The organism is Nocardia sp. NPDC019219 (assembly GCF_040632645.1).
Lineage (GTDB): Bacteria > Actinomycetota > Actinomycetes > Mycobacteriales > Mycobacteriaceae > Nocardia > Nocardia sputorum.
Map to the genome: position 1 here is coordinate 76,896 of NZ_JBEYCG010000010.1, position 20,573 is coordinate 97,468.

General features: G+C 67.3%; 21 protein-coding genes. 5 read left to right on the forward strand and 16 right to left on the reverse strand.

What is annotated here, in order from left to right; all coding sequences use genetic code 11:
• Positions 1–63: 63 nt before the first annotated feature.
• The 3 genes from ABZ552_RS19590 to ABZ552_RS19600 form a co-directional block, all read right to left on the reverse strand.
• A complete protein-coding gene (locus ABZ552_RS19590) occupies positions 64–1,128 on the reverse strand; it encodes a TIGR03617 family F420-dependent LLM class oxidoreductase (RefSeq protein ID WP_357438814.1) in 1,065 nt (354 codons plus the stop codon).
• Positions 1,129–1,376: 248 nt separating this feature from the next.
• Complete coding sequence (locus tag ABZ552_RS19595) at positions 1,377–1,922, reverse strand: hypothetical protein (protein WP_281918008.1); 546 nt, start codon at positions 1,920–1,922, stop codon at positions 1,377–1,379.
• Between the two features lie 221 nt (positions 1,923–2,143).
• Positions 2,144–3,598 carry an APC family permease gene (locus ABZ552_RS19600; RefSeq protein ID WP_357438817.1) on the reverse strand — a complete coding sequence of 485 codons (1,455 nt, stop codon included), beginning with the start codon at positions 3,596–3,598 and terminating at the stop codon, positions 2,144–2,146.
• Positions 3,599–3,712: 114 nt separating this feature from the next.
• Between ABZ552_RS19600 and ABZ552_RS19605 the strand changes: the two genes are divergently transcribed.
• Both ABZ552_RS19605 and ABZ552_RS19610 read left to right on the forward strand, forming a co-directional pair.
• Positions 3,713–4,396 (forward strand): PAS and ANTAR domain-containing protein, encoded by a 684-nt coding sequence (locus ABZ552_RS19605; RefSeq protein WP_357438820.1) that lies wholly within the window; start codon positions 3,713–3,715, stop codon positions 4,394–4,396.
• 81 nt (positions 4,397–4,477) lie between these two features.
• Positions 4,478–4,630, forward strand: coding sequence for a hypothetical protein (locus ABZ552_RS19610; protein ID WP_281879309.1), 153 nt, complete (start codon positions 4,478–4,480; stop codon positions 4,628–4,630).
• Between the two features lie 260 nt (positions 4,631–4,890).
• On the opposite strand, the gene ABZ552_RS19615 is transcribed toward ABZ552_RS19610, so the two are convergent.
• The 12 genes from ABZ552_RS19615 to ABZ552_RS19670 all read right to left on the reverse strand — a co-directional run bounded on the left by ABZ552_RS19615 (position 4,891) and on the right by ABZ552_RS19670 (position 16,079).
• Positions 4,891–5,799: an oxygenase MpaB family protein gene (locus tag ABZ552_RS19615; RefSeq protein WP_357438824.1), complete on the reverse strand. Its 909-nt coding sequence runs from the start codon at positions 5,797–5,799 to the stop codon at positions 4,891–4,893.
• A gap of 227 nt (positions 5,800–6,026) precedes the next feature.
• Positions 6,027–6,728, reverse strand: coding sequence for a hypothetical protein (locus tag ABZ552_RS19620; protein ID WP_281918006.1), 702 nt, complete (start codon positions 6,726–6,728; stop codon positions 6,027–6,029).
• A 9-nt stretch (positions 6,729–6,737) separates the two neighbouring features.
• Entirely contained in the window at positions 6,738–7,916 is a 1,179-nt protein-coding gene (locus ABZ552_RS19625) for an MlaD family protein (protein WP_357438827.1), read from the reverse strand.
• On the reverse strand, positions 7,913–9,046 hold the full coding sequence (locus ABZ552_RS19630) for an MCE family protein (protein WP_357438830.1): 1,134 nt from the start codon (positions 9,044–9,046) through the stop codon (positions 7,913–7,915). The genes ABZ552_RS19625 and ABZ552_RS19630 overlap by 4 nt, the downstream gene beginning before the upstream one ends.
• Positions 9,043–10,143 (reverse strand): MCE family protein, encoded by a 1,101-nt coding sequence (locus ABZ552_RS19635; protein ID WP_357438833.1) that lies wholly within the window; start codon positions 10,141–10,143, stop codon positions 9,043–9,045. Before ABZ552_RS19635 ends, ABZ552_RS19630 begins: the two co-directional genes overlap by 4 nt.
• Positions 10,143–11,162 (reverse strand): MCE family protein, encoded by a 1,020-nt coding sequence (locus tag ABZ552_RS19640; RefSeq protein WP_281879300.1) that lies wholly within the window; start codon positions 11,160–11,162, stop codon positions 10,143–10,145. The genes ABZ552_RS19635 and ABZ552_RS19640 overlap by 1 nt, the downstream gene beginning before the upstream one ends.
• On the reverse strand, positions 11,153–12,175 hold the full coding sequence (locus tag ABZ552_RS19645; RefSeq protein WP_357438837.1) for an MlaD family protein: 1,023 nt from the start codon (positions 12,173–12,175) through the stop codon (positions 11,153–11,155). Before ABZ552_RS19645 ends, ABZ552_RS19640 begins: the two co-directional genes overlap by 10 nt.
• Positions 12,172–13,623: an MCE family protein gene (locus ABZ552_RS19650; RefSeq protein ID WP_357438841.1), complete on the reverse strand. Its 1,452-nt coding sequence runs from the start codon at positions 13,621–13,623 to the stop codon at positions 12,172–12,174. Before ABZ552_RS19650 ends, ABZ552_RS19645 begins: the two co-directional genes overlap by 4 nt.
• Positions 13,624–13,631: 8 nt before the next feature.
• Complete coding sequence (locus ABZ552_RS19655) at positions 13,632–14,495, reverse strand: ABC transporter permease (protein ID WP_281879295.1); 864 nt, start codon at positions 14,493–14,495, stop codon at positions 13,632–13,634.
• A gap of 2 nt (positions 14,496–14,497) precedes the next feature.
• Positions 14,498–15,307 carry an ABC transporter permease gene (locus ABZ552_RS19660; RefSeq protein WP_281880907.1) on the reverse strand — a complete coding sequence of 270 codons (810 nt, stop codon included), beginning with the start codon at positions 15,305–15,307 and terminating at the stop codon, positions 14,498–14,500.
• A gap of 359 nt (positions 15,308–15,666) precedes the next feature.
• Positions 15,667–15,855, reverse strand: coding sequence for a hypothetical protein (locus ABZ552_RS19665; protein ID WP_357438845.1), 189 nt, complete (start codon positions 15,853–15,855; stop codon positions 15,667–15,669).
• Positions 15,855–16,079: a hypothetical protein gene (locus ABZ552_RS19670; RefSeq protein WP_063017990.1), complete on the reverse strand. Its 225-nt coding sequence runs from the start codon at positions 16,077–16,079 to the stop codon at positions 15,855–15,857. The genes ABZ552_RS19665 and ABZ552_RS19670 overlap by 1 nt, the downstream gene beginning before the upstream one ends.
• 327 nt (positions 16,080–16,406) lie before the next feature.
• Here ABZ552_RS19670 and ABZ552_RS19675 point away from each other — a divergent pair, with 327 nt between their 5' ends.
• The 3 genes from ABZ552_RS19675 (at position 16,407) to ABZ552_RS19685 (ending at position 19,948) form a co-directional block, all read left to right on the forward strand.
• Positions 16,407–17,885, forward strand: a complete 1,479-nt coding sequence (locus ABZ552_RS19675; RefSeq protein ID WP_357438848.1) for a serine hydrolase domain-containing protein — start codon at positions 16,407–16,409, stop codon at positions 17,883–17,885.
• 13 nt (positions 17,886–17,898) lie between these two features.
• Positions 17,899–18,618 carry a MerR family transcriptional regulator gene (locus tag ABZ552_RS19680; protein ID WP_357438851.1) on the forward strand — a complete coding sequence of 240 codons (720 nt, stop codon included), beginning with the start codon at positions 17,899–17,901 and terminating at the stop codon, positions 18,616–18,618.
• Positions 18,619–18,808: 190 nt separating this feature from the next.
• A complete protein-coding gene (locus tag ABZ552_RS19685; protein WP_357438854.1) occupies positions 18,809–19,948 on the forward strand; it encodes a DUF3089 domain-containing protein in 1,140 nt (379 codons plus the stop codon).
• Between the two features lie 42 nt (positions 19,949–19,990).
• Here the strand turns inward: ABZ552_RS19685 and ABZ552_RS19690 are convergent, their stop codons facing one another.
• On the reverse strand, positions 19,991–20,563 hold the full coding sequence (locus ABZ552_RS19690; RefSeq protein WP_357438857.1) for a DinB family protein: 573 nt from the start codon (positions 20,561–20,563) through the stop codon (positions 19,991–19,993).
• Positions 20,564–20,573: the final 10 nt, after the last annotated feature.

The window sequence follows — 20,573 nt, forward strand, 5'->3', positions numbered from 1 at the left end:
TCCCCCGCTCACCACTCTTTCGCGCACCCTGCGCCGAACGAGTGACCGCGTGGTCCGGTGTTGCTAGCTTCGCGGTCGAGCTTCGCCACTGCGCACCCCGACCGGCGCGGTGGCGTCCCGGCGCTCGCGCAACGCGTCCACCAACTCGGCGACATCCGCCGCGTCCGGTGTGTAGCCGGGAAAATAGCAGCACACCTCCTCGATACCGGCGCCGAAGCGGGTGGTGATCTGCGCCGCGCACTCTTCGGGAGTTCCGGCCACTCCGATCCTGCGGACCATCTCGTCGGTCACCAGCGCCCGCATCTCGGCGAATCCGCCCGCCTTGGACAACGCGTTGAGCCGGGAGTGCACCTGCGCCCATCCCTCGACCTCCAGGACCGGACGATAGGCGGGGGTGGACCCGTAGAACGCGATCAGCCCGCCCACCCCGTCGATCGCGGCGGCCAAAGCTTCCTCGGTGCGTCCGAGTGCGACCATGACCTGAGCGATCACCGGGAAATCGTCCGCGGTCCGGCCGGAACGGCGCAGACCCTCGGTGAGCGCGGGCAGCGTGCGCTCGGTGAAGTGGCGCGCGCTGTTGAACGGCATCACCAGCAGCCCGTCGGCGACCTCGGCGGCCTTGCGGGTCATCACCGGTCCGAGCGCGCCCATCAGCACCGGCGGCGGCCCGAACGGGTTCGGGCCGGGATCGAAGGTGGGCGGCATCAGGGTGTGCGTGAAGTACTTGCCACGAAAGTTCAACGGCGCCCGGCCTTCCCACGCGGCGAGGATCTCCCGCACCGCCGCCACGCTCTCCGCGGTGCGCTCCGCGGGCGCACCCCACGTGCTGCCGTAGCGCTTCTCGATGTGGGCGCGGATCTGCGAGCCCAACCCCAGCCGGAACCGCCCCTCGCTGTATACCTGCAGGTCGTAGGCCGCGTGCGCGAGATGCATCGGGCTGCGCGGCCCGGCGATCGCCACGTTCGTCATCAACTCCAGGGACGTCGCACCGGCCGCGACGACGAGCGGGAAGAACACGTCGTGCGGACCCTCGAAGGTGAACAGGCCGTCGGCCCCGGTTTCGGCCAGTTCCCGCGCGTCGGTCGCGACCTGCCGCGGCGCTCCGGTGACCTGCAGATGGACCTTCACATCGACCTCCGTCGGCCCTCGGTGCGTCACGCCTTCCGCGACGCGACCTCATCGTATGGACAGCGCTCCGTGCACATGTCCGGTACGACCGGATTGTCTCTCGCGCGTCCGGCGGATCCGATGCCCGCCCAGCACTTCGGATCACCGCCGACCCGGAGGGGCGAACCTCGCACAAGTCCTCGTTCGCCCTCGGCAGCCGGTCCGGCGCCGAGGGCCAGCCGTGGCGCGGCGGTGACCCGACCGTGAACTCACATGCCGAGGAGCCGGTTCTCGCGCACGGTGACGACGACCACGATGTCGCCGTAGGGAGCCGCGCCCATGGCCAATCGGTGGGTCAGCCGAGCCAAGCCGACCCGTTTTCCATATTTGACCCGCATACCGGTTCGCACCTGGTCGAACAGCGGCCCGGTCCGCAGCAATTCGGCGGTGCCTTGATGCTGGCGCGACCCGAGGGCCGGCTCGCCCCGCCAGTCCGCGGCTTGCACGATGACCCGCCGGTCGCCGTCCAGATGCCGAGCTTCGCTCGAATGCGACGAGATCCGGAAGGCCAGACGCCCGTGACCGACCGGCAACACCAGGTGCGGCACGGTGTTCCAGCGTCCTCCGGCCTGCGGCTGCGGATATGTCACCAATACCGTGCCCGCGTCCCACCACAGCATCCCCGGGTGCCATTCGCTGGGACGGTCCGGTACGGCGAGACCGCGGGGCGCCGCCGCGCGTGTACTGTCGTGCCGCGGGGTGGGGCCGTGGACTTCCCTGCCGAGCGAAGAGACGCCGTGCGCGGGGTATGTCATTGCGTGGAACCTCCAGGGACAGTTGCTACTTCGGGGAATACCGATTCGATCTCCGTACTGCGATCGGCGCAGCGGCGCCGTGGGTCCGGCAGCCGGTGGCACACCCGGATACCGTTCTTCTCGGGAGAAAATCTAACTAAGTTGTCATAGATTTTGTGTACCACCGGGCTAAGAGCGGTGCAAGGACATGGTCGTGTCGCCGCGCAATGGAGAGCGAATCGTCATGCTCCGCGCCCGGCCGGGAAAGCACCGCGACGGTGCGGCTCCGAAAGACGGGCGCGCACCGCGTTCGCGGCCGCGAACAGCACTCCGACGCCGATCAGGATCGAACCGCGCAGCCATACCTCCGCGTCGATCCGGGTGAACAGGAACAGGCAGAAGGCCAGACCCAGCCACGGCGCCACGACGGGCACGCGGAAATGCTCCGCTTCGTGCGGCTCGCGCCGCAGGATCAGCACCGACACGTTGACCGCCGTGAAGACGACCAGCAACAACAGCACCAACGTCTCGGCCAGTGCGGCCACCTCACCGGTCAGTGCGAGCAGTAGCGACACGAGCGCTGTCACGACGATCGCCACCCACGGCGTCCGGCGGCCCGGCAAGACCCGGCCCAGCGCCCGCGGCAGCAGTCCCTCGCGAGCCATGCCGTAGGCCAGCCGCGAGGACATGATGCCGGTGAGCAGGGCTCCGTTCGCCACGGCCACCAAGGCGACCACCGCGAACAACTCGTCCGGAACGCCTCCGGCCGCGCGCACCACTTCCAGGAGCGGACCGCTCGAGTTCGCCAGCCGATCGGTGGGCACCACCGCACCGGCCGCCAACCCGATGAGCAGATACACGCCACCGGCAGTGAGCAGCGCCCCGAAGAGCGCTCGCGGATAGGACCTGCGCGGCTCGGTGACTTCCTCCGCCAGATTCACCGAGGTCTCGAACCCGACGAAGGAGTAGAAGGCCAAGACGGCGCCCGCGAGGGTCGCGCCGACAACGCCGCGCTCCGCTGTCCCCACCTCGGTGAGCCGGCCCGGGTCGGCGTCTCCCCGGAAAACCACCCACGCTCCGAGCCCGATGACCACGACCAGCCCGCCGACTTCGACGAGTGTCGCGGCTACGTTGGCGCATAGCGACTCCTTGATCCCGTAGACGTTGAGCGACGCCAGCGTAGTGAGGAACACCACGACGACGACCGCGGTCGGCAACGTCACCAAGGCGCGCAGGTAGTCCGCGGCGAAAGCCCTGCTCAACGCCGCCACCGACACGACACCGGCGGCCAGCATGCAGAAACCCACGAGCGATCCGGCCGCGGGTCCCAGCGCGCGGCCCGCGTAGTGTGCCGAGCCGCCGGCCTTCGGGTACTTGGTCGCCAACTCGGCATAGGAGCCCGCGGTGAGGCAGGCGAGACCGAGCGCCACCAGCAGCGGCAACCAGACCGCGCCGCCGGACTCCCCCGCGATGGACCCGACCAGCACGTAGACGCCCGCGCCCAGGATGTCGCCGAGGATGAAGAAATACAGCAGGGGCGTGCTGACCGCCCGTCGCAGAGAATCCACCACGAAGCGGCGAATACCCCGGTGATCGGCGCCGAAGCCGTCGGCGACGACCGAGAACCGGCTGCCGAAGACGATGCGCGCGAAGCCGAAGGCGGCCGCTGGGCAGCGTCGGGCCGTTGCCGCGGACACCGCTCCCCGGCGCGATGTTCGCAGTGGGAACGCGAGGCGGCTCGGTGAGGCGGTTCACGGCCCGCCGGTGCGGTACTCGCGCATACCGGCCCGGCGGCGGGGAATGCAGAGGCCGTGAACGACAATGCGCCATCGGGACCGGCGCCCACGGTCCCACTCTCGAAGCGGACCGGAAGTTTCCAGTTCTGGTTCGCCGATCAACGCTGGGAATGGTCGCACGAGGTCGCGGCCCTGCATGGTTACGCGCCGGGCGAGGTGACGCCGACGACGGAATTGCTGTTGGCGCACAAACATCCCGAGGATCGGGCCGAGGTCGCCGACACCCTGGCCACGGCGGTGCGGACCGGGCTGCCTTTCAGCGGCCGCCACCGCATCATCGATACCGCGGGGGTGGTGCACCACGTGCTGGTGGTGAGCGACCAGCTGCGTGATTCCACCGGTGCGGTGGTCGGCACGGCGGGCTTCTATATCGATGTCACCGATACCGTCGATGAGGAACGCCAGGAAATCATCGACGAGACGCTGCCGGAGATGGTCGCCGCTCGGGAAGTGATCGAGCAGGCGAAGGGCGCTCTGATGCTCGTGTACGGGATCTCGGCCGATCAAGCGTTTCGTGTGCTGATTTGGCGGTCTCAAGAAACGAACACGAAATTGCGTGTCCTGGCCGAGGAACTGGTGGCGGCGCTGATCGATTTCGGCGGCGCCGGAGTGCACACGCGCACCCGCTTCGACCACGTACTGCTCACTTTGCGCGAACGTCGCCGTCGACCGGCCGCACTGGAGCCCTCGATGCCATGACCAGGGTGATGGCGACGAAGCGGATGAAGTGTGAAGTGGACCGCTGCGGGTAGATCGAAGCGACAACGAAAGGGGTTTGTCATGGCACGCGAGAAAGACAGGGACGACGAGAGGACCGGCGAGCCCAAGGGAGGCAGGCCGGGCCCGACCGATCAAGACCGCCACGGCGGAATGGCGACTCGGGAGATCGCTCCGGAACTGACCACCGACGAGGCGCAGGAACCGCCGGACTGATTCGTTCGGCCGCTCCTCCGGCACGAGAACGGGTGGTCCACAAGACAGGCGCCTCGACAGCGTAGGGGACATGGGCCCCGGATCGTTCGAAAGCCACGTGAACCAACCGAGCCCCGAACCGGTCTGCATCGGTTCGGGGCTCGCTCGGGGGTATTCGTGCCTGTCCACCGATCGCTCGGTAGCTTGACGAGACGAATGTACCGGGTACCGCGCGAAATCGCCAAATCCCGCAGTGGCCGAACGGTTTGACGAGCAACTGTTCAGATGAGGTTTTTCTGCTTCCGGATGCGCCGTCGCAGGTCGACCATCAGCGCGTGCGATCCGCCGTGGCGGACGAAGCGCGGAATGAAGCGGTTGACGAAGGAGACGAACACGAAAAGATGCTCGAAACGCCGCTGGTCGGCGGCGGTCCACTCGACCCGGAGTTGTTCCCGGAAGATCGGGGCCAGGAATCCGATGGTGAGGAATCGGAGCAGGTTCCGGAAAGGCAGCCGAAGGTACCAGTGGATCATACGAAGCTCCAGCAAGGCTTCGAGATAGCCTCGGACGTAGTCGTCCAGCACGACTTGTTCGCAGGCGGCGTTCCAATATTCATCGAATTCGGCCCGGGTGGCGGGCCACATGTCCTCGGTTACCTGCAGGGTCGTGCCCAGCGTGGAGGAGGAGGTGTAGAACGCCTCGGCCTGCGCGTCGTTCATTCTTCCGTGCAGCAGCTGATAGGTGTCTTCGAACCCGATGTACAGGCAGGCGGCGACCCACAATTGGAGATTACGGTCGAAGGCGTTGTACTTGACCGGAGCGCCCGGGGCCGAATGCACCTGCCGGTGCGCCACATTCACCGCCTCGCGATATGCCTTGCGCTCTTCGTCGGTGCCGAGGATGGCGACCGCGAGATATTGCGTGGTCGTCCGCGCGCGTTTCCACGGATGCTTCATCAGCGAGCCCGATTCCACCTTGCTCTCGGCCACACCGTAACCGACGCCGGGCCGGGCCATCTGCATGACCACGTTCGCCGCGGCGCCGGCGAAGGACCAGAAATCCAGCGCGTCGGTCAATTTGATCGGCCGCTTGGTGAACGGCCGATGCGTGATGCTGATACCGATGCGGGTGCGATCCTTCGTCAGCGGTGTTCCGTGGTCGTGATCGGGTTGATGAGCGACTGCGGTCATCGGGATGTCCTTCCATCTGCGTTCACACGTCGCACGACGAGGGGAATCGGCCGGGTCGACGTCAGCCGGACGCCGCCGTGCCCGGACTCCTGCGTTCGATGACCGGGTGGGCCACCTCGGACTTATGTTACCGAATATTCTACCCGACTCGACGAGCCTAACAAGGCTCTACCTCGGTTTAAGCGCGTCTTCACCCTTGGATCGGCGTCATTATGTTTATAGAAATTTCAGGGCTGCGCAGGCAAAGTCAACGGCGAGTTGACCTTGTTCACCAGCCACCGGTCCCCGACCTTCTCCAAGCGCATCACCATGGACAGCTGCCCCGGCGCGGGTTTGCCCTTGGTGCCGAGACTGGTGATGGTCTGGCCGATGACCACGATCGCTTCGGCGGAGTGCTCGTCACCGGCGCGGACCGCGCACTGGACGTCGCGCGTGGCCGAGGTGACCTGGCCCTCGCCGAGCACCGCACGCAGCTCGGTGCTGGTGGACTCGAACTGTTTCTTCCAGTCGCCGGTCGCGCCGTCACCGACAGCGGCGAAGTACGCGTCGAGGTTCTTGGAGTCGTAGTTCGCCAGGATGGGCGCGTAGCGGCAGGCGGCGGCGCGCGCGTCCTCGTGCGCCGCCAGCAGATCCTTGCTGTTGTCGTTCTGCACATACCAGTAACCGGCCGAGGCCACCGATACGCCGACGAGGACCGCGGCCGCCGAGCGCTGCACGATCGGCCCGGGGCGTCCGATCGGCAGGCGGCGCAGCCTTTCCCACCGGCCGGGGGTTTGCGCGGGCTCCGAGCCGGCGGTCACGCCGGGATCCGCGCCGCCGTCCGCGGCCGCCGTGCCGCCGGAGCCGGCTGCCACCGGGACGGCCTGCTCTTCCAGTCGCGTTGCGGGCGAGTCGGTTTCGACGGCCGGATCGACGTCTTCACTCTTCATCGGAATCTCCTAGTTGCCGGGAACCGGGCGAGACAGCTCATCGCCCCCGACGCCCGGCGGTCGGGTGGACCCGTTGTCCGGGATGTCGGGACGCGGCGCATTCGCCGAACCGCGCACCTGCAGGGCAGGATCGTTGGTGACGCAGTAGTTGTAGAGCCGGACCCTGGTGTCGGTCATCTTGTCCGTGGGCACCAGCGGGATGGTGTCGTATTCGCAGGTGGGCCGCGGCCAGATGTCGACCAGTGTGTAGAAGGCGTCGTCGTGGGCGGGTATCCCCAGCGCCTGCGATCCGACCCGCAATGCCGGAAACAGCGCCGCGATCGCCGGTGCGCGCAGCTTGGCGGCCTTGGTGACGGCGACGAAGTTCGTGACCAGGTTGGTCAGCGGGTCTTCGGTGCGGGACACGAAGCCGCCGAGTGTGCGGAGCTGGACCGGCCCTTCGTCCAAGAGATGACGGAGTTCCTGGTCCGCCGCGGTCAGCTGCTCGAACAACACCCCGCCGGTGCGGGTGAGTGTCGCGAGGTCCGGCTGCGCGTGCGACGTCGTCTCCGCGATCACTTCGAGGTTCTCGATCAGTTGCCGTGTCTGGGGAAGCAAGTCGCTCAGCCCGGCCATGGCGCGGCTGATGCCCGACACCATGTTGCGCAGCTGGTCGGGGCCGCCGGCCAGCGCCTTGTCGAGTTCGTCGACGATGACGTTCAACCGGTCCGGGTTCAGGCCCCCGATGAAGCCGCTGAGGTTGGTCAGCACCGACTGCACCGTCACCGGGACGGTGGTCTGGGACCGTTCCACCAGCGCCCCGTCGGTGAGGTAGGGGCCGGTGTCGGAATCCGGACGGAAGTCGAGGTATTGCTCGCCCGCTGCCGACAGCCGGCCCACGGCGACCGTGCCGCCCACCGGGATCTTCGCCGACGAGTCGATCTCGGCGACGGCCGCGACGCCGCTGCCTGCCACCTTCACTTCGCGGACCTTGCCCACCCGGGTACCGCGGAAGGTCACGTCGTTGCCCGCCGACAGTCCGCCCGAGGACTGCAACTCCACCGTCACCGAATAGTTGTTCGGCAGCGGGTTGATGCGCAGGACTTCGGCGCCGAGATACGCCGCGCCGACGATCAGCACGACGACCAATCCGAAGTTCGCGAGCGCGATGCGGCGGCGCACCAGCCATTGCCACAGCGGAGGATTCACCGCTCCCCTCCTTGCTGCTGGGGTTGCTGCGGTTGCTGGGGCGGACTGGTGACCCGCCCGATCACCTTCTCGATGACCTGTGCCAAGCTGCCGACGAACGCGGGCACGTCACCGAGTTCGGGCGGCCTGCTGCCACTGGGATCGGTCAAGGCGCCGACGCTGAGGTAGGACACCGTCGCCGCCACGGCCAGGGTGGGGCCGTCCAGGCTCGCCATCAGCCCGGGGTAGATGGTGTGCAGACCGTTCAACGTGCCGCTCAGATCGTCGCCCATCTGGGTGAAGCCGGCCATCAGCCGCTGGATGCTGTCGAACAGGCTGACCGCCTGCGGCCCGGTCGTCTCGGTGAAATCACCGAGCGCGGTCATCGTGGTCGAGACCTTGTCGAGCAGGTCGACGATGGACTGATTGTTCTCGGCCAACAGCGCCAGCAGCGCCGGGAAGGTGTCCGCGGCGTCGCCGAGTTCGGCTTTGCGCCGGGCCAATTCGCCGGTCAGCACGTTGAGGCCGGTCAAAACGTTGTCGATGTCCCCGGTGCGCTGATTGAGCGCGGCGATGACATCGGTGAGCTCGCTGAGCAGGTGTGCCAGCTGCGGCGCGCGACCGGCGAACATCGAATCCAGTTCGGAGGTGATCTTCGCGGCCTGGTTGATGCCGCCGCCGTTGATCAGCATCGAGACCGACATCATCAGCTGCTCGACGGACGCGGCGGCCGACGTGTGCTCGGTGCCGATGACATCCGCCGCACGCAGGTTCTCCCCGCCCGGTGCGGTCGCGGGCAAGGTCATCGCCACGAAGATGTCTCCCAGCGGCGTCGCCTGACGCAGTTCCGCGGTGGTGCCCCGGGGCAGCTGGATGTCTTCCCTGATCAGCATGTCCACTTCCGCGATGAAGTTGGTGGTGCTGATCGCGGTGACGACGCCGATATCGGTGCCGCCGATCTTCACGTGGGCGTGATCGGGCAGGTTCAGCGCGTCGCGGAAGGCCGCGCGAATGGTGTAGCCGGGGGCTCCGATGCCGGGTTTCGGCATCGGCAGATTCGCCACCGTCACACTGCAGCCGGTCGCGGTGCTCATCGCCGCGACCAGCGCGGCCGCCACTGTCGTGCGCCGAAGCGCTTTCCCGCCGGTCATTTGGTGATCCCCAGAAGGGCTGCGGTGAGACCGAAGTCGGGCCCGAAATCTTGCGGTTTTCCGGTGCGGCAACCATCGAGGCGCATCTGGATGCGTTCGCAGAACTGCGACACGACCTCGTTGTCGAGCAGCACCTTGTCGGTGAGCGCGTGCAGGCGCAGCGCCTGATGTTCCCGGCTGACGGCGTTGGACAGGTTCTCGAACAGCAACGGTCCGACGTCGACGATCTCGGTGAGGCCGCGGGAGTTGGCCCGCATCTGTTCGGTGATCGTCGTGAATCGCTCCAGCGCGCCCGCGAGCTGATCGGAGTTCTCGCCGACCAGCGTGCCGGTATTGGTGACGAACTGGTCCAGCTGCCGCAGCACCGCTTGCAGACCGGGCGCCTGGTCACCCATCAGCTGCACCAATTCGGTGAGGCGGCCGCTGAAATCGCGTACGGTCTGGTCGTTCTGGGCGATGATCTGGGTGATCTCGTTGAGTTCGACGATGGTGTTCGAGATCTGGTCCTTGTTGGCGAAAGTCACTTCGAAGGCCGAGGACAAGGCGTCCAATGTCGCGCGCAGCCGGTCGCCGTTGCCGTCCAGCAGCGGGAACAGGACCCGGCTGGCCATCGGCCCGTTCTGGTCGTCGCCTTTCAGCGCGGCTCCGAGCTGGTCGAAATTCTGCAGAATGCGGTCGAGTTCGACCGGTGTCCGCGTCCTGGACAGCGGAATGTGCATGCCATCGGTGAGGGTCGGCCCGTCGCCACCGTACGCGGGGGCGAGTTCGACATGGCGGTTGGTGATCAGCTGCGGCGACACGAGAGCGGCGATCGCATCGGCCGGAACCTTGGTTCCCTTCTCCAAGCTCATGGTGACCTGGACATAACTGCCCTTGGCCGCCACGGTGTCGACCCGGCCGACCGGGACGCCCAGCACGGCGACCTCGTTGCCCGCGTAGAGCCCGGCGACATTCTCGAAATCGGCGCTGATGCGGATGCGCTCGCCGAGGTATTGCCTCGGCAGCGCGGTCAGGCTGTCGGGCACGAGCGCGCAGCTCGCGGTGACCAGCGCGGCCACGATCAGGCCGCCGACCTGCGCGAATCGTCGTGTTCTCATCAGTTGCACCCCTGTACGGCTCGGGCGAAACACAGCCAGTTGTCCGGGAAGAACCAGGGCGCCCACACGTCGCCGTACGGCCCGTTGCCGACGGCGTTGTTGAACTGCCGCAACGCGATCGGCATGTTCTCGTAGAGCCGGTCCAGGTTGTCGCGGTTCTTCTGCAAACCCTCCGACATGGTGTTCAGATCGTGGATCAGCGGCGCCAGCTGATCGTTGTTCTCCACCCCCATCTCCTGGAGCAGTCGCGACAGGGCCGCGACGTTGTCGAGCAGCTGCTTCAGCAGGTCCTGCCGCTGCCGCACCGCGTTGCCGATCGCTTCGCCGCGGGTCAGCAACAGCAGCACGCTGTTCTGATTGTCGGAGACGAGCTGGGACACCTGATCCATGCTCTTCAGCAGCGCGTCCACCTCGTCCCGGCGATCGGTGACGACTTTGGCGAGCGCGCCGATGCTGTCGAGCGCCTGGACCGCCAGCTGCGGGGAATCCCCCAGCTGCTGGTCGACCAGATCCAGCGCTTGGCGCAGCTTCTGCGGGTCGAGGCGTTCGATGCGTTCGAAGGAGTTCTTGTACTTCGGGTCCTGGATGACCTTGCTCAGGTTGTACGGCACCGAGGTGTTCTCCAACCGAATGCGGTTGCCCGGCAATCCCTTGCCGTCGCCGGGGACCAGGTCGACGTGCAATCGGCCGAGGATCGTCGACATCTCGATCGCCGCGCGCGCGTCCGCGCCCAACCGAAGATCGCGCCGGACCTTCAGGTCCACCAGGACTTTGGTGCCCTCGAGGCGCACGGAGTGCACCTCGCCGACTTCGATCCCGGAGACGTCCACCGTCGCGCCGGGACGGAGACCGGCAGCCTGGGCGAATTCGGCGTGAATCGTCTTGTCGCCCAGACGAGCCTGGGTCAGGACACTCGATCCGATCAGCAGAGCCGCCACCGTGGCGGCCGCGATCAAGCCGAGCCGCAGGTACCGATTCCGTAGGAAACCCGGGGTCGGAAGGCGCCCGATCACCGGCACACCTCCGAGTGCGAATTGCCGCCCACCTGGGAGAACAATCCCGGCGGCAATACCACGCCCCACAACGACACGTCGAGGCTGCACAGATACGCGTTTCCGTAGGCGCCGTTGCTGGTGAAGCGGGCGACGCCGTTGAGAACGGCGGGCAGTTCGACCGCGGCCCGATCCAGGGACGCGCCGTTGAGCAACAGCAACGCGACGCCCGTGGTGGCGTCGTGCTGCGCCCCCGCCAGGCCCGGCTTGACCTGCATGATCAACCGGGTCAGCGAGTCGGTCGTGTCTGCCACCCGGTCGACCGAGTGCTTCAAGCTCTCTCCTTGCGAGTAGAGGGCCTCCACCAGCGCCCTGGCCTGCGTGATCAACGTCTCCAGCTCGCCACTGCGGTGGGCCAGACCGCTGACCACCGAGCTGAGATTGCCCAGCACCTCCCCCAGGATCTCGTCGCGCCGCCCGAAGGTGCCCGCGAGCTCGGAGGCTTGCACGATGAGGCTGCGCAGGGACACCTGATTGCCCTGCAGCGCCTGGATCAACGTCTCCGACAGCGAATTCACCTGATCCGGCTGCAACACGCTGAACAGCGGTTCGAATCCGGACAGCAACGCGGACACGTCGAACGACGGCTCGGTGCGTTCCAAGGGGATCTGCGCACCGGCTTCGACGACGGCGCCCGCCTCCTTGCCCGGCGCCAGGGCGATATAGCGCTGGCCGATCAGGTTCTGGTAGCGCACCAGCGCCTTCGTCGTGGTGGTGAGATGCTGGCGTTCATCGATCCGGAAATCGACCTTGGCCCGGTAGCCGTCGGTGAAATCGATCTCGTCCACGCGCCCGACCCGCACGCCCGCCATCCGCACGTCGTCCCCGACGCGCAGGCCGAGCACGTCGGAGAAGATCGCCGAATAGCGGTGGGTGTCGCCGTCGACCGACCGCTGCAGAGTGGACCAGATGGTGAAGGTGAGCGCGACGGCCACCACCGCGAAGAAGCTGAAGCCCGCCAGCGCCTTGGCCGATTTCATTTGCCCCGTCCTTCGTCGTGGGCGGACACGGTGACCGACCCGCCCGCCAGTACCGGGCTCAACAGCAGGTACTGCGCCACGGTGGGTCGCGTTCCCACGATGGCCGCGACAGCATCGGATCCGCGCAGCGCGATCGGCTCGGCCTCGGTGCCGGGATTCCGCGTGGCGGGCTCGGTCGGCGCGACGGCAGTCGGCGCCGGCGAGAGTCCCGGGATGGACGGCAGCCCCGGGAGGAAGGGAAGACCCGGAATCGGCGGTAGCCCGGGAAGCACCAGCCCCATCGCACCGAGGGGTGCGGGCGCCACCGGTACCGGCGGAGGTCCTGCCGCGTCGAGCCACTTCGGCATCAGTTGCGGCGGATAGTTCTGCTCCGGCGCCACCTCGGGTACCGTTGCGCCGCCGCAGCGAGGGCCGTATCGGTCGCCGTAGTGCGGGCAGTCCTTCGCCGTGTACTGCTGGAACGGAGTGAACGACACGTCCATCTTCCACACCATCTGTTTGGCCGGACCGTAGCGGAACGTGGTGGCCAGCCGTTGCAAAGCCACGTTCAGGTTCGCGGCCGTGTAGGGGATGGCTTCCGGGTCCTTGGCCAAACCGCCGAACAGATCGTCCAGCCCGGCGACGAGGAACTTGCCCGCGTCCGGATTGCGGGCGAACAGGGCGTTGACCGTATCGACCGTGGCATTCCCGGTGGCCAGCAGATCGATGAGTTTCGCTCGTCGTTCGGCCAGGGTTCGCGCGGTGGTCACCGACTCCGACAGCACTCCGACCAACTCCGGCGCCGACTGGCTCAGCGCGATCGACGCCCGCCCGAGATCTCCGAGCAGCGTGTCGACACCGGGTGTCGCCCGGATCTCCGTCAGCCAGACGTCCAGGCGCTCCACCGTCGAGCCGGGCGCGCGGGCCGCGGGATCCAGCGCCGCCGCCAGGGTGGCCAGCACCCGGCCCAATTTCTCGGGCTGGATGTTGTCGAGCACGTTGCGCAGGACGTTCAAGGTGGTTTGCAGCGCGACCGTCTCGCTGCCGGTGTCCTCCGGAATGGTCGCACCGGCGCGCAGCGTCTTCGGTTCCGGCCCGTTGTCGACGAGTTCGATCGCCGTGACGCCGAACAGATTGTTCGGGATCACCCGGGCGGTCACGTTCACCGGAATGGCCGAGGCCACCTCCGGTCGCAGGTCCACGTGCGCTTCCTGGCGAGCGCCGCGCGCCACCACGTCCACCGCGGCCACCCGGCCCACGACCATGCCGCGGAACTTGACGTCCGCCCGCCCGGGCAAGCCGTCGCCGGTGCTGGTGAGCACGACGGTCACCGGGACCTTGTCCTCGAAATAGCCGGTGTAGCGCAGCGCCAGCAGGTACAGCAGCACCGCGATCGTGGTCAGCACCGCCAGCCCGGCGAGGGTCAACTGCCTGGCGCTCGGACCGCGGCCACTGGGGTCCAGAATCATCGTCGGCCCTACCCCGAAATCCGGAATCCGGGATCGATGCCCCAGATGGTCAAGGTCAGAAAGAGATTCGCGAAGACCATCACGACGATCACCATCTTGATGGCACGCCCGGCCGCGACCCCGACGCCTTCCGGGCCACCGGTGGCGACATAGCCGTAGTAGCACTGGATGAACGTCGAGAGCATCACGAACACCACGACTTTGAGCAGGGAGAAAAAGACATCCGTGCCGATCAGGAACTGGAAGAAGTAGTGGTCGTAGGTGCCGGCCGCCGTTCCGCCCAGGAACAGCACCGTGATCTTGGTGGTCAGATAGGCGGTGGCGAGACCGATGCTGTACAGCGGGATGATGGTCAGGGTCGAGGCGATCATGCGCGTGCTGATCAGGTACGGAAGCGGGCGGATGGCGATGGACTCCAGCGCGTCGATCTCCTCGGAGATCCGCATCGCGCCCAATTGAGCGGTGAACCGGCAGCCGGCCTGGATCGCGAAGGCCAAGGTCGCCAGGATCGGCGCGAGTTCCCTGGTGGTGGCGAATCCGGAGATCGCGCCGGTGAGCGGGGACATCGTGAGGAGGTTCAGCGCCGTGAACGACTCCATCCCGACGATGATGCCGCCGAACGCGCACAAGATGACGACGACGCCGATCGTGCCGCCACCGACGATGAGTGAGCCGTTGCCCCAGCCGATGTCGGCCGTCAGCCGCGCCACCTCACGGCGATAGTGCCGGAGCACGAACGGGATGGCGCCGAGAGCCTGGAAGAACGTGATGGCCTGATGCCCGAGGCGCTGGTTGGCGTGCACCGGCGCCAGCGCGGTCTTTCCGACACTGCGCAGCGGTTTCAGCGCCGGAGGTGTGTAGGTGCTCGCCATCCTCACACCACCTTCGCCGGGAACAAGGTGTTGTACAGCTGGGTGAGGATGATGTTGGTGGCGAACAACATCAGCGCGGAGCTGACCACCGCCGAGTTGACCGCGTTCGCCACGCCGCCGGGGCCGCCGTGCGCGTGCAAGCCGATGTCACAGGCGATCACCGCGGTGAGCACGCCGAAGATCGCGGCTTTGACCAAGGCGATGATCAGGTCGTTCGCCACTGCGAAGGAGGCGAACGAGCTGATGAACGAGCCCGGCGTCCCGGATTGCGCGTACACGTTGAACATGTACGCGGTCGCGAATCCGACGAAGACGACGAAGCCGCAGAGCAAGACGCTCACCAGCACCGCCGCCGCGAGCCGGGGCGCGACCAGGCGGCGCACCGGATCGACGCCCATCACCATCATCGCGTCGATCTCTTCCCGGATGGTCCGCGATCCCAGATCGGCACAGATCGCCGACCCGACCGCACCGGCCACCATCAACGCCGACACCAAGGGCGCGCCTTGGCGGATGATGCCCAATCCCGCTACGGCGCCGATGAATGTCGTCGCGCCCACTTGGTTCACCAGAGCGCCGACCTGAATGGAGACCACGACGGCGATCGGAATGGCCACGAACACGGTCGGCGCCGCCGACACGTTGGCCATGAAGGCGCACTGCTTGATGAACTCCTGGTAGGGAAAGCGCCCGCGCACCAGTGAGACGAAGAGTTGGACGATCGCTTCGCGGCCCAAAGTGACCTGCCGGCCGAGGGTTTCCAGTGAGCGCTGGGGGTGGCGCCGCCACAACCCCGAAGCGCCGGCGATCATCTTCTCGACTTCGCCCGGTTCCGGTGGCGGTTGCTTGTCGGCCGGCGTTCGCAGCGAGGCAGTCACTGGTGGCCGTTCCTTTCGATTTCTCGTCCGCCGCGCCAGCGGCCGCCCCTTCGATGGCGCGGAGCGTGTGCAGTGTTGCACACCTCACAGACGTCATACAAGAGACAAGTGATTGACAATTTCTTTGGTCATCGAAGCGGCGAACTTCGCCTCGAGCTCGCCGAGCTTAGGGCGACACCCGTCTCGAAGTGCTCATATGAGTCGTCGATCAGGTCGACACCACTTGACGATCAAGCTCACAAAGTCAGTATGTAACTCACTATTCCAACATTCATGAACGCATCGCGAGACGGTTAGGCGAGAGCTTCCAGCCACCGTTGCAGCAACAGCCCGAGCGCGACGAGCACTGCGCAGCCGGCCAGGAACAGGCTCAGCACTGCCACCCACAACCCGGCGCGAAGCACGGGATTCACCTTCATCTGCCCACCGAGGATCTTGACCACGATCACGAGAACGTCGATGAGCCATACCAAAGCCATCATCAGGTCATGCACACGTTCGAGAAGGTGAGCACCGGCCAGCACACGATCGATCCCAGGAACGAGATCACCAGATCGATGCCGTGCATGTCGCGCAGATGGCTGGTGTGCGTGAGCGTCCAGACCACCCCGGCCAGCCCGTAGGGAACGCCGATGATGATGAGGGTGCCGAGGAACTCGGAGACCTTCATCTCATAACCGAGTATTCGGTCGAGTCTCTTGAGCATGCGTCGATGCATCCTTTCGCTTCGATCCACGCGCCGCGTATCGACCGGCACCCGCGCCGGCGGGCAGGTGTCCAGCCGCACGGGTCAGCCGAGGGGATCCGAGCGATATGTTAGTCACTATTCTCGTGAGAATGGAAGACTTCCAGCCGAATGCACCATGATCAGTTAGATATGAGCAGGACATCGACCCATATCGGCGATGCGTTCACATCATCATGTTGACGGCGATTCTCATAGATCCAGTGAGTCCCGGTCGGTCGCCGTGGCTGGTTTAGTGCCCACAGCACGGCCGCCGCAGGTCGATCGGACCGAATTCCGCTCGCGGCCTTGACCTTGCCCCTGGGTGAAGGTTGGACGGTGGTCGGCATGAACAACAAGGCACTGCGCACCCTCGAAGCCCGGATTCGCGAGCAGGTCGTCGCCCACTGCGCGTCGAATGGTGTCCCCGGCTTCGTCGCCGGGGTCTACCACGGCGGCGAGCAGATCGTGGTCGCCCACGGCACCGCCAATGCCGCCACCGGCGCACCGATGCTCGACGACACCGGGTTCCTGTTCGGCTCGGTGACCAAGGTGTTGACCACCACGCTGGTCCTCCAGCAGGTCGAGCGCGGAGGCCTCGACCTCGACGCGCCGGTGGTGCGGTACCTTCCCGAGTTCGCCCTGACCGAGCCGGGCGCGGCGGACAGAATCCTGGTCCGGCACCTGCTCTCGCACACCAACGGTATCGACGCCGACTTGTTCTTCCCCGACGCCGGGGGACGAGACGCGCTGAAGACCTATGTCGACGGCCTCGCGAGCAATTGCGGCATCCTGTTCGAACCCGGGGAGCAACTCAGCTACTCCAACGGCGGCATGATCGTCGCGGGGCGCCTGCTGGAAGTGGTGACCGGCCTGTCCTTCCCCGATCTGCTCGCGCGCGACATCTACGCGCCTGTCGGTATGACGAATTCCAGTACGTCTGCCCGGCAGGCCATCCTGCGCAGCACCGCGATCGGCCACTTCCCGGCCGCGGACATGACGATGAAGCCGACGGGCATGTTCATGCTGCCCGACACCTGGGGGCCCGCCGGCGGCACGCCGATCGGCACCGTCACCGACTTGCTCGCTTTCGGACGCACCCACCTCGCGGGCGGGGTGTCCCCTTCCGGCACGCGCGTCCTCTCGCCCGAGTCGACCGCGTCGATGCGGCAGATCGCCCACGACATGGCCACACCGAACGTCCCGCCGATGGGCCTGGGCTGGGTGCGCTACCCGTTCGGCGACACGACCGTCCTCGCGATGTCGGGCGCGTCGCCCGGCGGCGTGTCCATCCTGTGCGTCGTGCCCGAACACGACCTGGCGTTCACCGCGTTCGGCAACACCCCGGGCGCGATCATGCTGCACGACGAGATCCTGCGATGGCTGCTGAGCGAGCACCTCGGCGTCCGGATCCCCGCCCTGGTCACCGAAACCGCGCAAGATATCGATCTCACCCCTTATGTGGGCACCTACCGTTCGGATCAGCTGCGTATCGACGTCGGCGTCATCGACGGCCTGCTCGAGGAGCGGGTGACCTACGAACCGGCGGACGCGGCGCAGGAGCGCATCTTCACCGAGTTCGCGGGCGGCGCGACCGCCGCACCGCCGCAGCGCTACGTGCCGATCCGGCCCGGGCTCTTCGCGCCCGCCGGATACCCGTTGGAGACGTTCGACGGATACCTGCGGCTGCTGCTCGTCTCCTACCACGACATCCGTGACGGCCGAGCGCGTTTCCGCAACGGGGGTGGCCGCCTGGCCCGACGGGTCCCGGTAAGAAACCCCGAGTGAAAGGATGTCCGGCATGATCACGATCGGCCGGCTGGCGGAATACGCCGGAGTGACCATCAAAGCCATCCGCCACTACCACGAGCGCGGTCTGCTCGCCGAGCCCGACCGCGACTCGTCCGGCTATCGGCGCTATACCGCCGGCGACGCCATCGATCTCGTCAAGATACGGGTCCTCGCGGACGCGGGCGTACCGCTGGCCCGCATCAAGGACGTCCTCGACGCTGATCCGGAGGCGCGCACCGCGGTCGTCGCCGAGATAGACCGCGACCTCGAGGGCCGTATCGCGCGGCTGCGGCGAACCCGCGACCAACTCGCCCAGCTGCGCGGCGGCGACCGGCTCTTCGTCTCCGCGGAAGCCGCCGACCATCTCGACGATCTGCGGGCACTCGGCGTCAGCGAGCGTCAGATACGCCTCGAACGAGACGGCTGGATTCTCATGCGGACCGCCGCACCGGAGGACGCGGCCAAGTGGCTGACCGAGAAACGCGAATTCCTCGCCGACCCCGAATTCCGCGCCCTTTATCTCGACCACGACGCCGCCTACGACTGGTCACCCGACGATCCTCGTCTTCCCGCCCTCGCCGACCGCACGCGCGGCTGGTTCGCGAACCGGCACAACCGATCCGAGACCGATCCGGTCGCCAACCCCGCCATGGCTCGATTGGCGGCGCAGTCTTTGCCCGGTGTTTCCTCTCCGGCGTGGGACCGCCTCGCCCGACTCGTGCAGGGCTGACCGGTGCCGCTCGCCGCCGGACGTGAGGCACACGCACGATCGCGGTCCCGGTCCGTGCGACGGCCGCTAGGCTGACGCCAACCCAGGCGCCCGGACGAGCGTTCCCGGTTCGGCACCGGTGGCCGGGTGCGGAAGCAGTGAGGTAGGCGCGATGCGAAAAAGTCGGTGGGCACGGACGATTGCGGCCGTCGTGTGTGGAATCGGGCTGTCGGCGGGCTCGTCGGTGAGCGCGGCGGCGGACCCGCTCGACGACGCCGGTGTCGTCTGGTTGTGCCGGCCGGATCGAACCGATGATCCGTGCCGAGGGAGCTCGGCGACGACCGTGCGGCGGGCCGGGCAACCCGATGTCCGCGAAGATCCCGCTGTCGCCACGGATTCCGGCGTGGACTGCTTCTATGTCTATCCGACGGCGTCCTTGGAGCCGACACCCAACTCCGGCACCGCGGTGACGCCGGAAGTGCGGGCCGTCGCGGAACAACAGGCCGCCCGATTCTCGCAGGTGTGTCAGGTCTTCGCGCCGGTGTATCGGCAGCGGACCCTGACCGCGCTGGCGGCCGAGCGGGTCTACACCCCCGAGCAGCGCGCGGAGATGGCGCGGATCGCCTACGGGGACGTGCTGCAGGCGTGGCGTCAGTTCCTCGCGGAGCGCGAGAGCGGAAGGCCGGTCGTGCTGATCGGGCATTCGCAGGGTGCGCGCATGCTGCGCCAATTGATCCGGGAGGAGATCGAACCGCAGCAGGCGGTGCGCGACCGGATCCTGTCGGCGATTCTGCTCGGCGGCAATGTGGTGGTGCCCCGAGACGCTGACGTCGGCGGCGACTTCCGGTATCTGCCGCTGTGCCGCAGCGAGGTGCAGACGCGGTGCGTGCTCGCGTGGCAGACTTTCGGCGCGACCCCGCCGCCCGACAGCCGGTTCGGCCGCAATCCGGCGACCCCGGAGCCGCTGCCACGGCCGTACGGTCCGGACTACGAGATCGCCTGCACCAATCCGGCCTCGCTGAGCCGCAACGAAGCCCGCGCCGCGGCGACCGTACTCCGCACCGGACCGGTGCCCAGCCCACTCGGCGTCGAAGTGGCGCTGCGCCGAGGGCCGTCCGCCGTCGCCGCGCCGACGCCGTGGCTGATCCCCGCCGAGCAGTACCGGCTCCAATGCGTGCGCGACGGCGGCGCGACGGCACTGATGGCGACTCCGGAACCGGGCAGTCCGCAGCTGTATCCCGTCCCGGACGCCACATGGGGCCTGCACCTGACCGACGTGGAGATCGCACTGGGCGATCTCGTGCGCATCGTGGCATCCCAGAGCAGCGTCCCTCGGGCAGCGCACCGCTGAACCGAGCGAAACCCCTGCGATCCGAGTAGCCCGGAAAGGGGTCTACCGCTGCCGCCTGGTGTGCAGGTAGAGATCGCGCAGCAGACACACCTCGGACAGGTGGTGGATCAGCTCACGGTGGATGTGCAGCACCAGATCGGCCATCGGCGCCTCGGGAAAGGGCTCCTTCGGTCCGATCGGGACGCGGAGTCCGTCCTCGCCGAGACCGCGCACTCCGGCCAGCCAGGCGTCGAGCTGCCCGTCGAGCTGGTCCAGCGCGGTGGCCGCATCACCGGCGTATTCCCAGGTCTCGTACGACGCGGCGGGCGCGCCGAAGTGGGCCGCGTTGCGCGCGGCCAGTACGCCGACGATGACGTGACCGAGCCGCCAGGCGATCGTGGTGAACGGCGCGGGCACCGGCGTAGGGAACGCGTAATCGATCGTGAAGTCCCCCGAACCGGCCTGCATCTGCGCCGTCGAGCTGCCGCGCGGCCGCACGCTCCAGGTGTCCGGCACCGGCTCCCAGAAGTACTCGTCGTCGGTGAGGCCGCGGAGCCGGTCGCGCAGCTGATGGTTCCAGTGCGCCTCCCACTGCTCGCGCAGCGTCCTGTTCCAGTCGAGCTGGTCTGTGTCCATGCCCGTCACC

Bases quoted from the DNA above. Each gene is read 5' to 3' on its own strand.
- ABZ552_RS19595 (WP_281918008.1), bottom strand. From the start codon at position 1,922: ATGACATACCCCGCGCACGGCGTCTCTTCGCTCGGCAGGGAAGTCCAC.
- ABZ552_RS19610 (WP_281879309.1), top strand. From the start codon at position 4,478: ATGGCACGCGAGAAAGACAGGGACGACGAGAGGACCGGCGAGCCCAAG.
- ABZ552_RS19615 (WP_357438824.1), bottom strand. From the start codon at position 5,799: ATGACCGCAGTCGCTCATCAACCCGATCACGACCACGGAACACCGCTG.
- ABZ552_RS19620 (WP_281918006.1), bottom strand. From the start codon at position 6,728: ATGAAGAGTGAAGACGTCGATCCGGCCGTCGAAACCGACTCGCCCGCA.
- ABZ552_RS19630 (WP_357438830.1), bottom strand. From the start codon at position 9,046: ATGACCGGCGGGAAAGCGCTTCGGCGCACGACAGTGGCGGCCGCGCTG.
- ABZ552_RS19635 (WP_357438833.1), bottom strand. From the start codon at position 10,143: ATGAGAACACGACGATTCGCGCAGGTCGGCGGCCTGATCGTGGCCGCG.
- ABZ552_RS19645 (WP_357438837.1), bottom strand. From the start codon at position 12,175: ATGAAATCGGCCAAGGCGCTGGCGGGCTTCAGCTTCTTCGCGGTGGTG.
- ABZ552_RS19650 (WP_357438841.1), bottom strand. From the start codon at position 13,623: ATGATTCTGGACCCCAGTGGCCGCGGTCCGAGCGCCAGGCAGTTGACC.
- ABZ552_RS19655 (WP_281879295.1), bottom strand. From the start codon at position 14,495: ATGGCGAGCACCTACACACCTCCGGCGCTGAAACCGCTGCGCAGTGTC.
- ABZ552_RS19660 (WP_281880907.1), bottom strand. From the start codon at position 15,307: ATGATCGCCGGCGCTTCGGGGTTGTGGCGGCGCCACCCCCAGCGCTCA.
- ABZ552_RS19665 (WP_357438845.1), bottom strand. From the start codon at position 15,855: ATGATGGCTTTGGTATGGCTCATCGACGTTCTCGTGATCGTGGTCAAG.
- ABZ552_RS19670 (WP_063017990.1), bottom strand. From the start codon at position 16,079: ATGCTCAAGAGACTCGACCGAATACTCGGTTATGAGATGAAGGTCTCC.
- ABZ552_RS19680 (WP_357438851.1), top strand. From the start codon at position 17,899: ATGATCACGATCGGCCGGCTGGCGGAATACGCCGGAGTGACCATCAAA.
- ABZ552_RS19690 (WP_357438857.1), bottom strand. From the start codon at position 20,563: ATGGACACAGACCAGCTCGACTGGAACAGGACGCTGCGCGAGCAGTGG.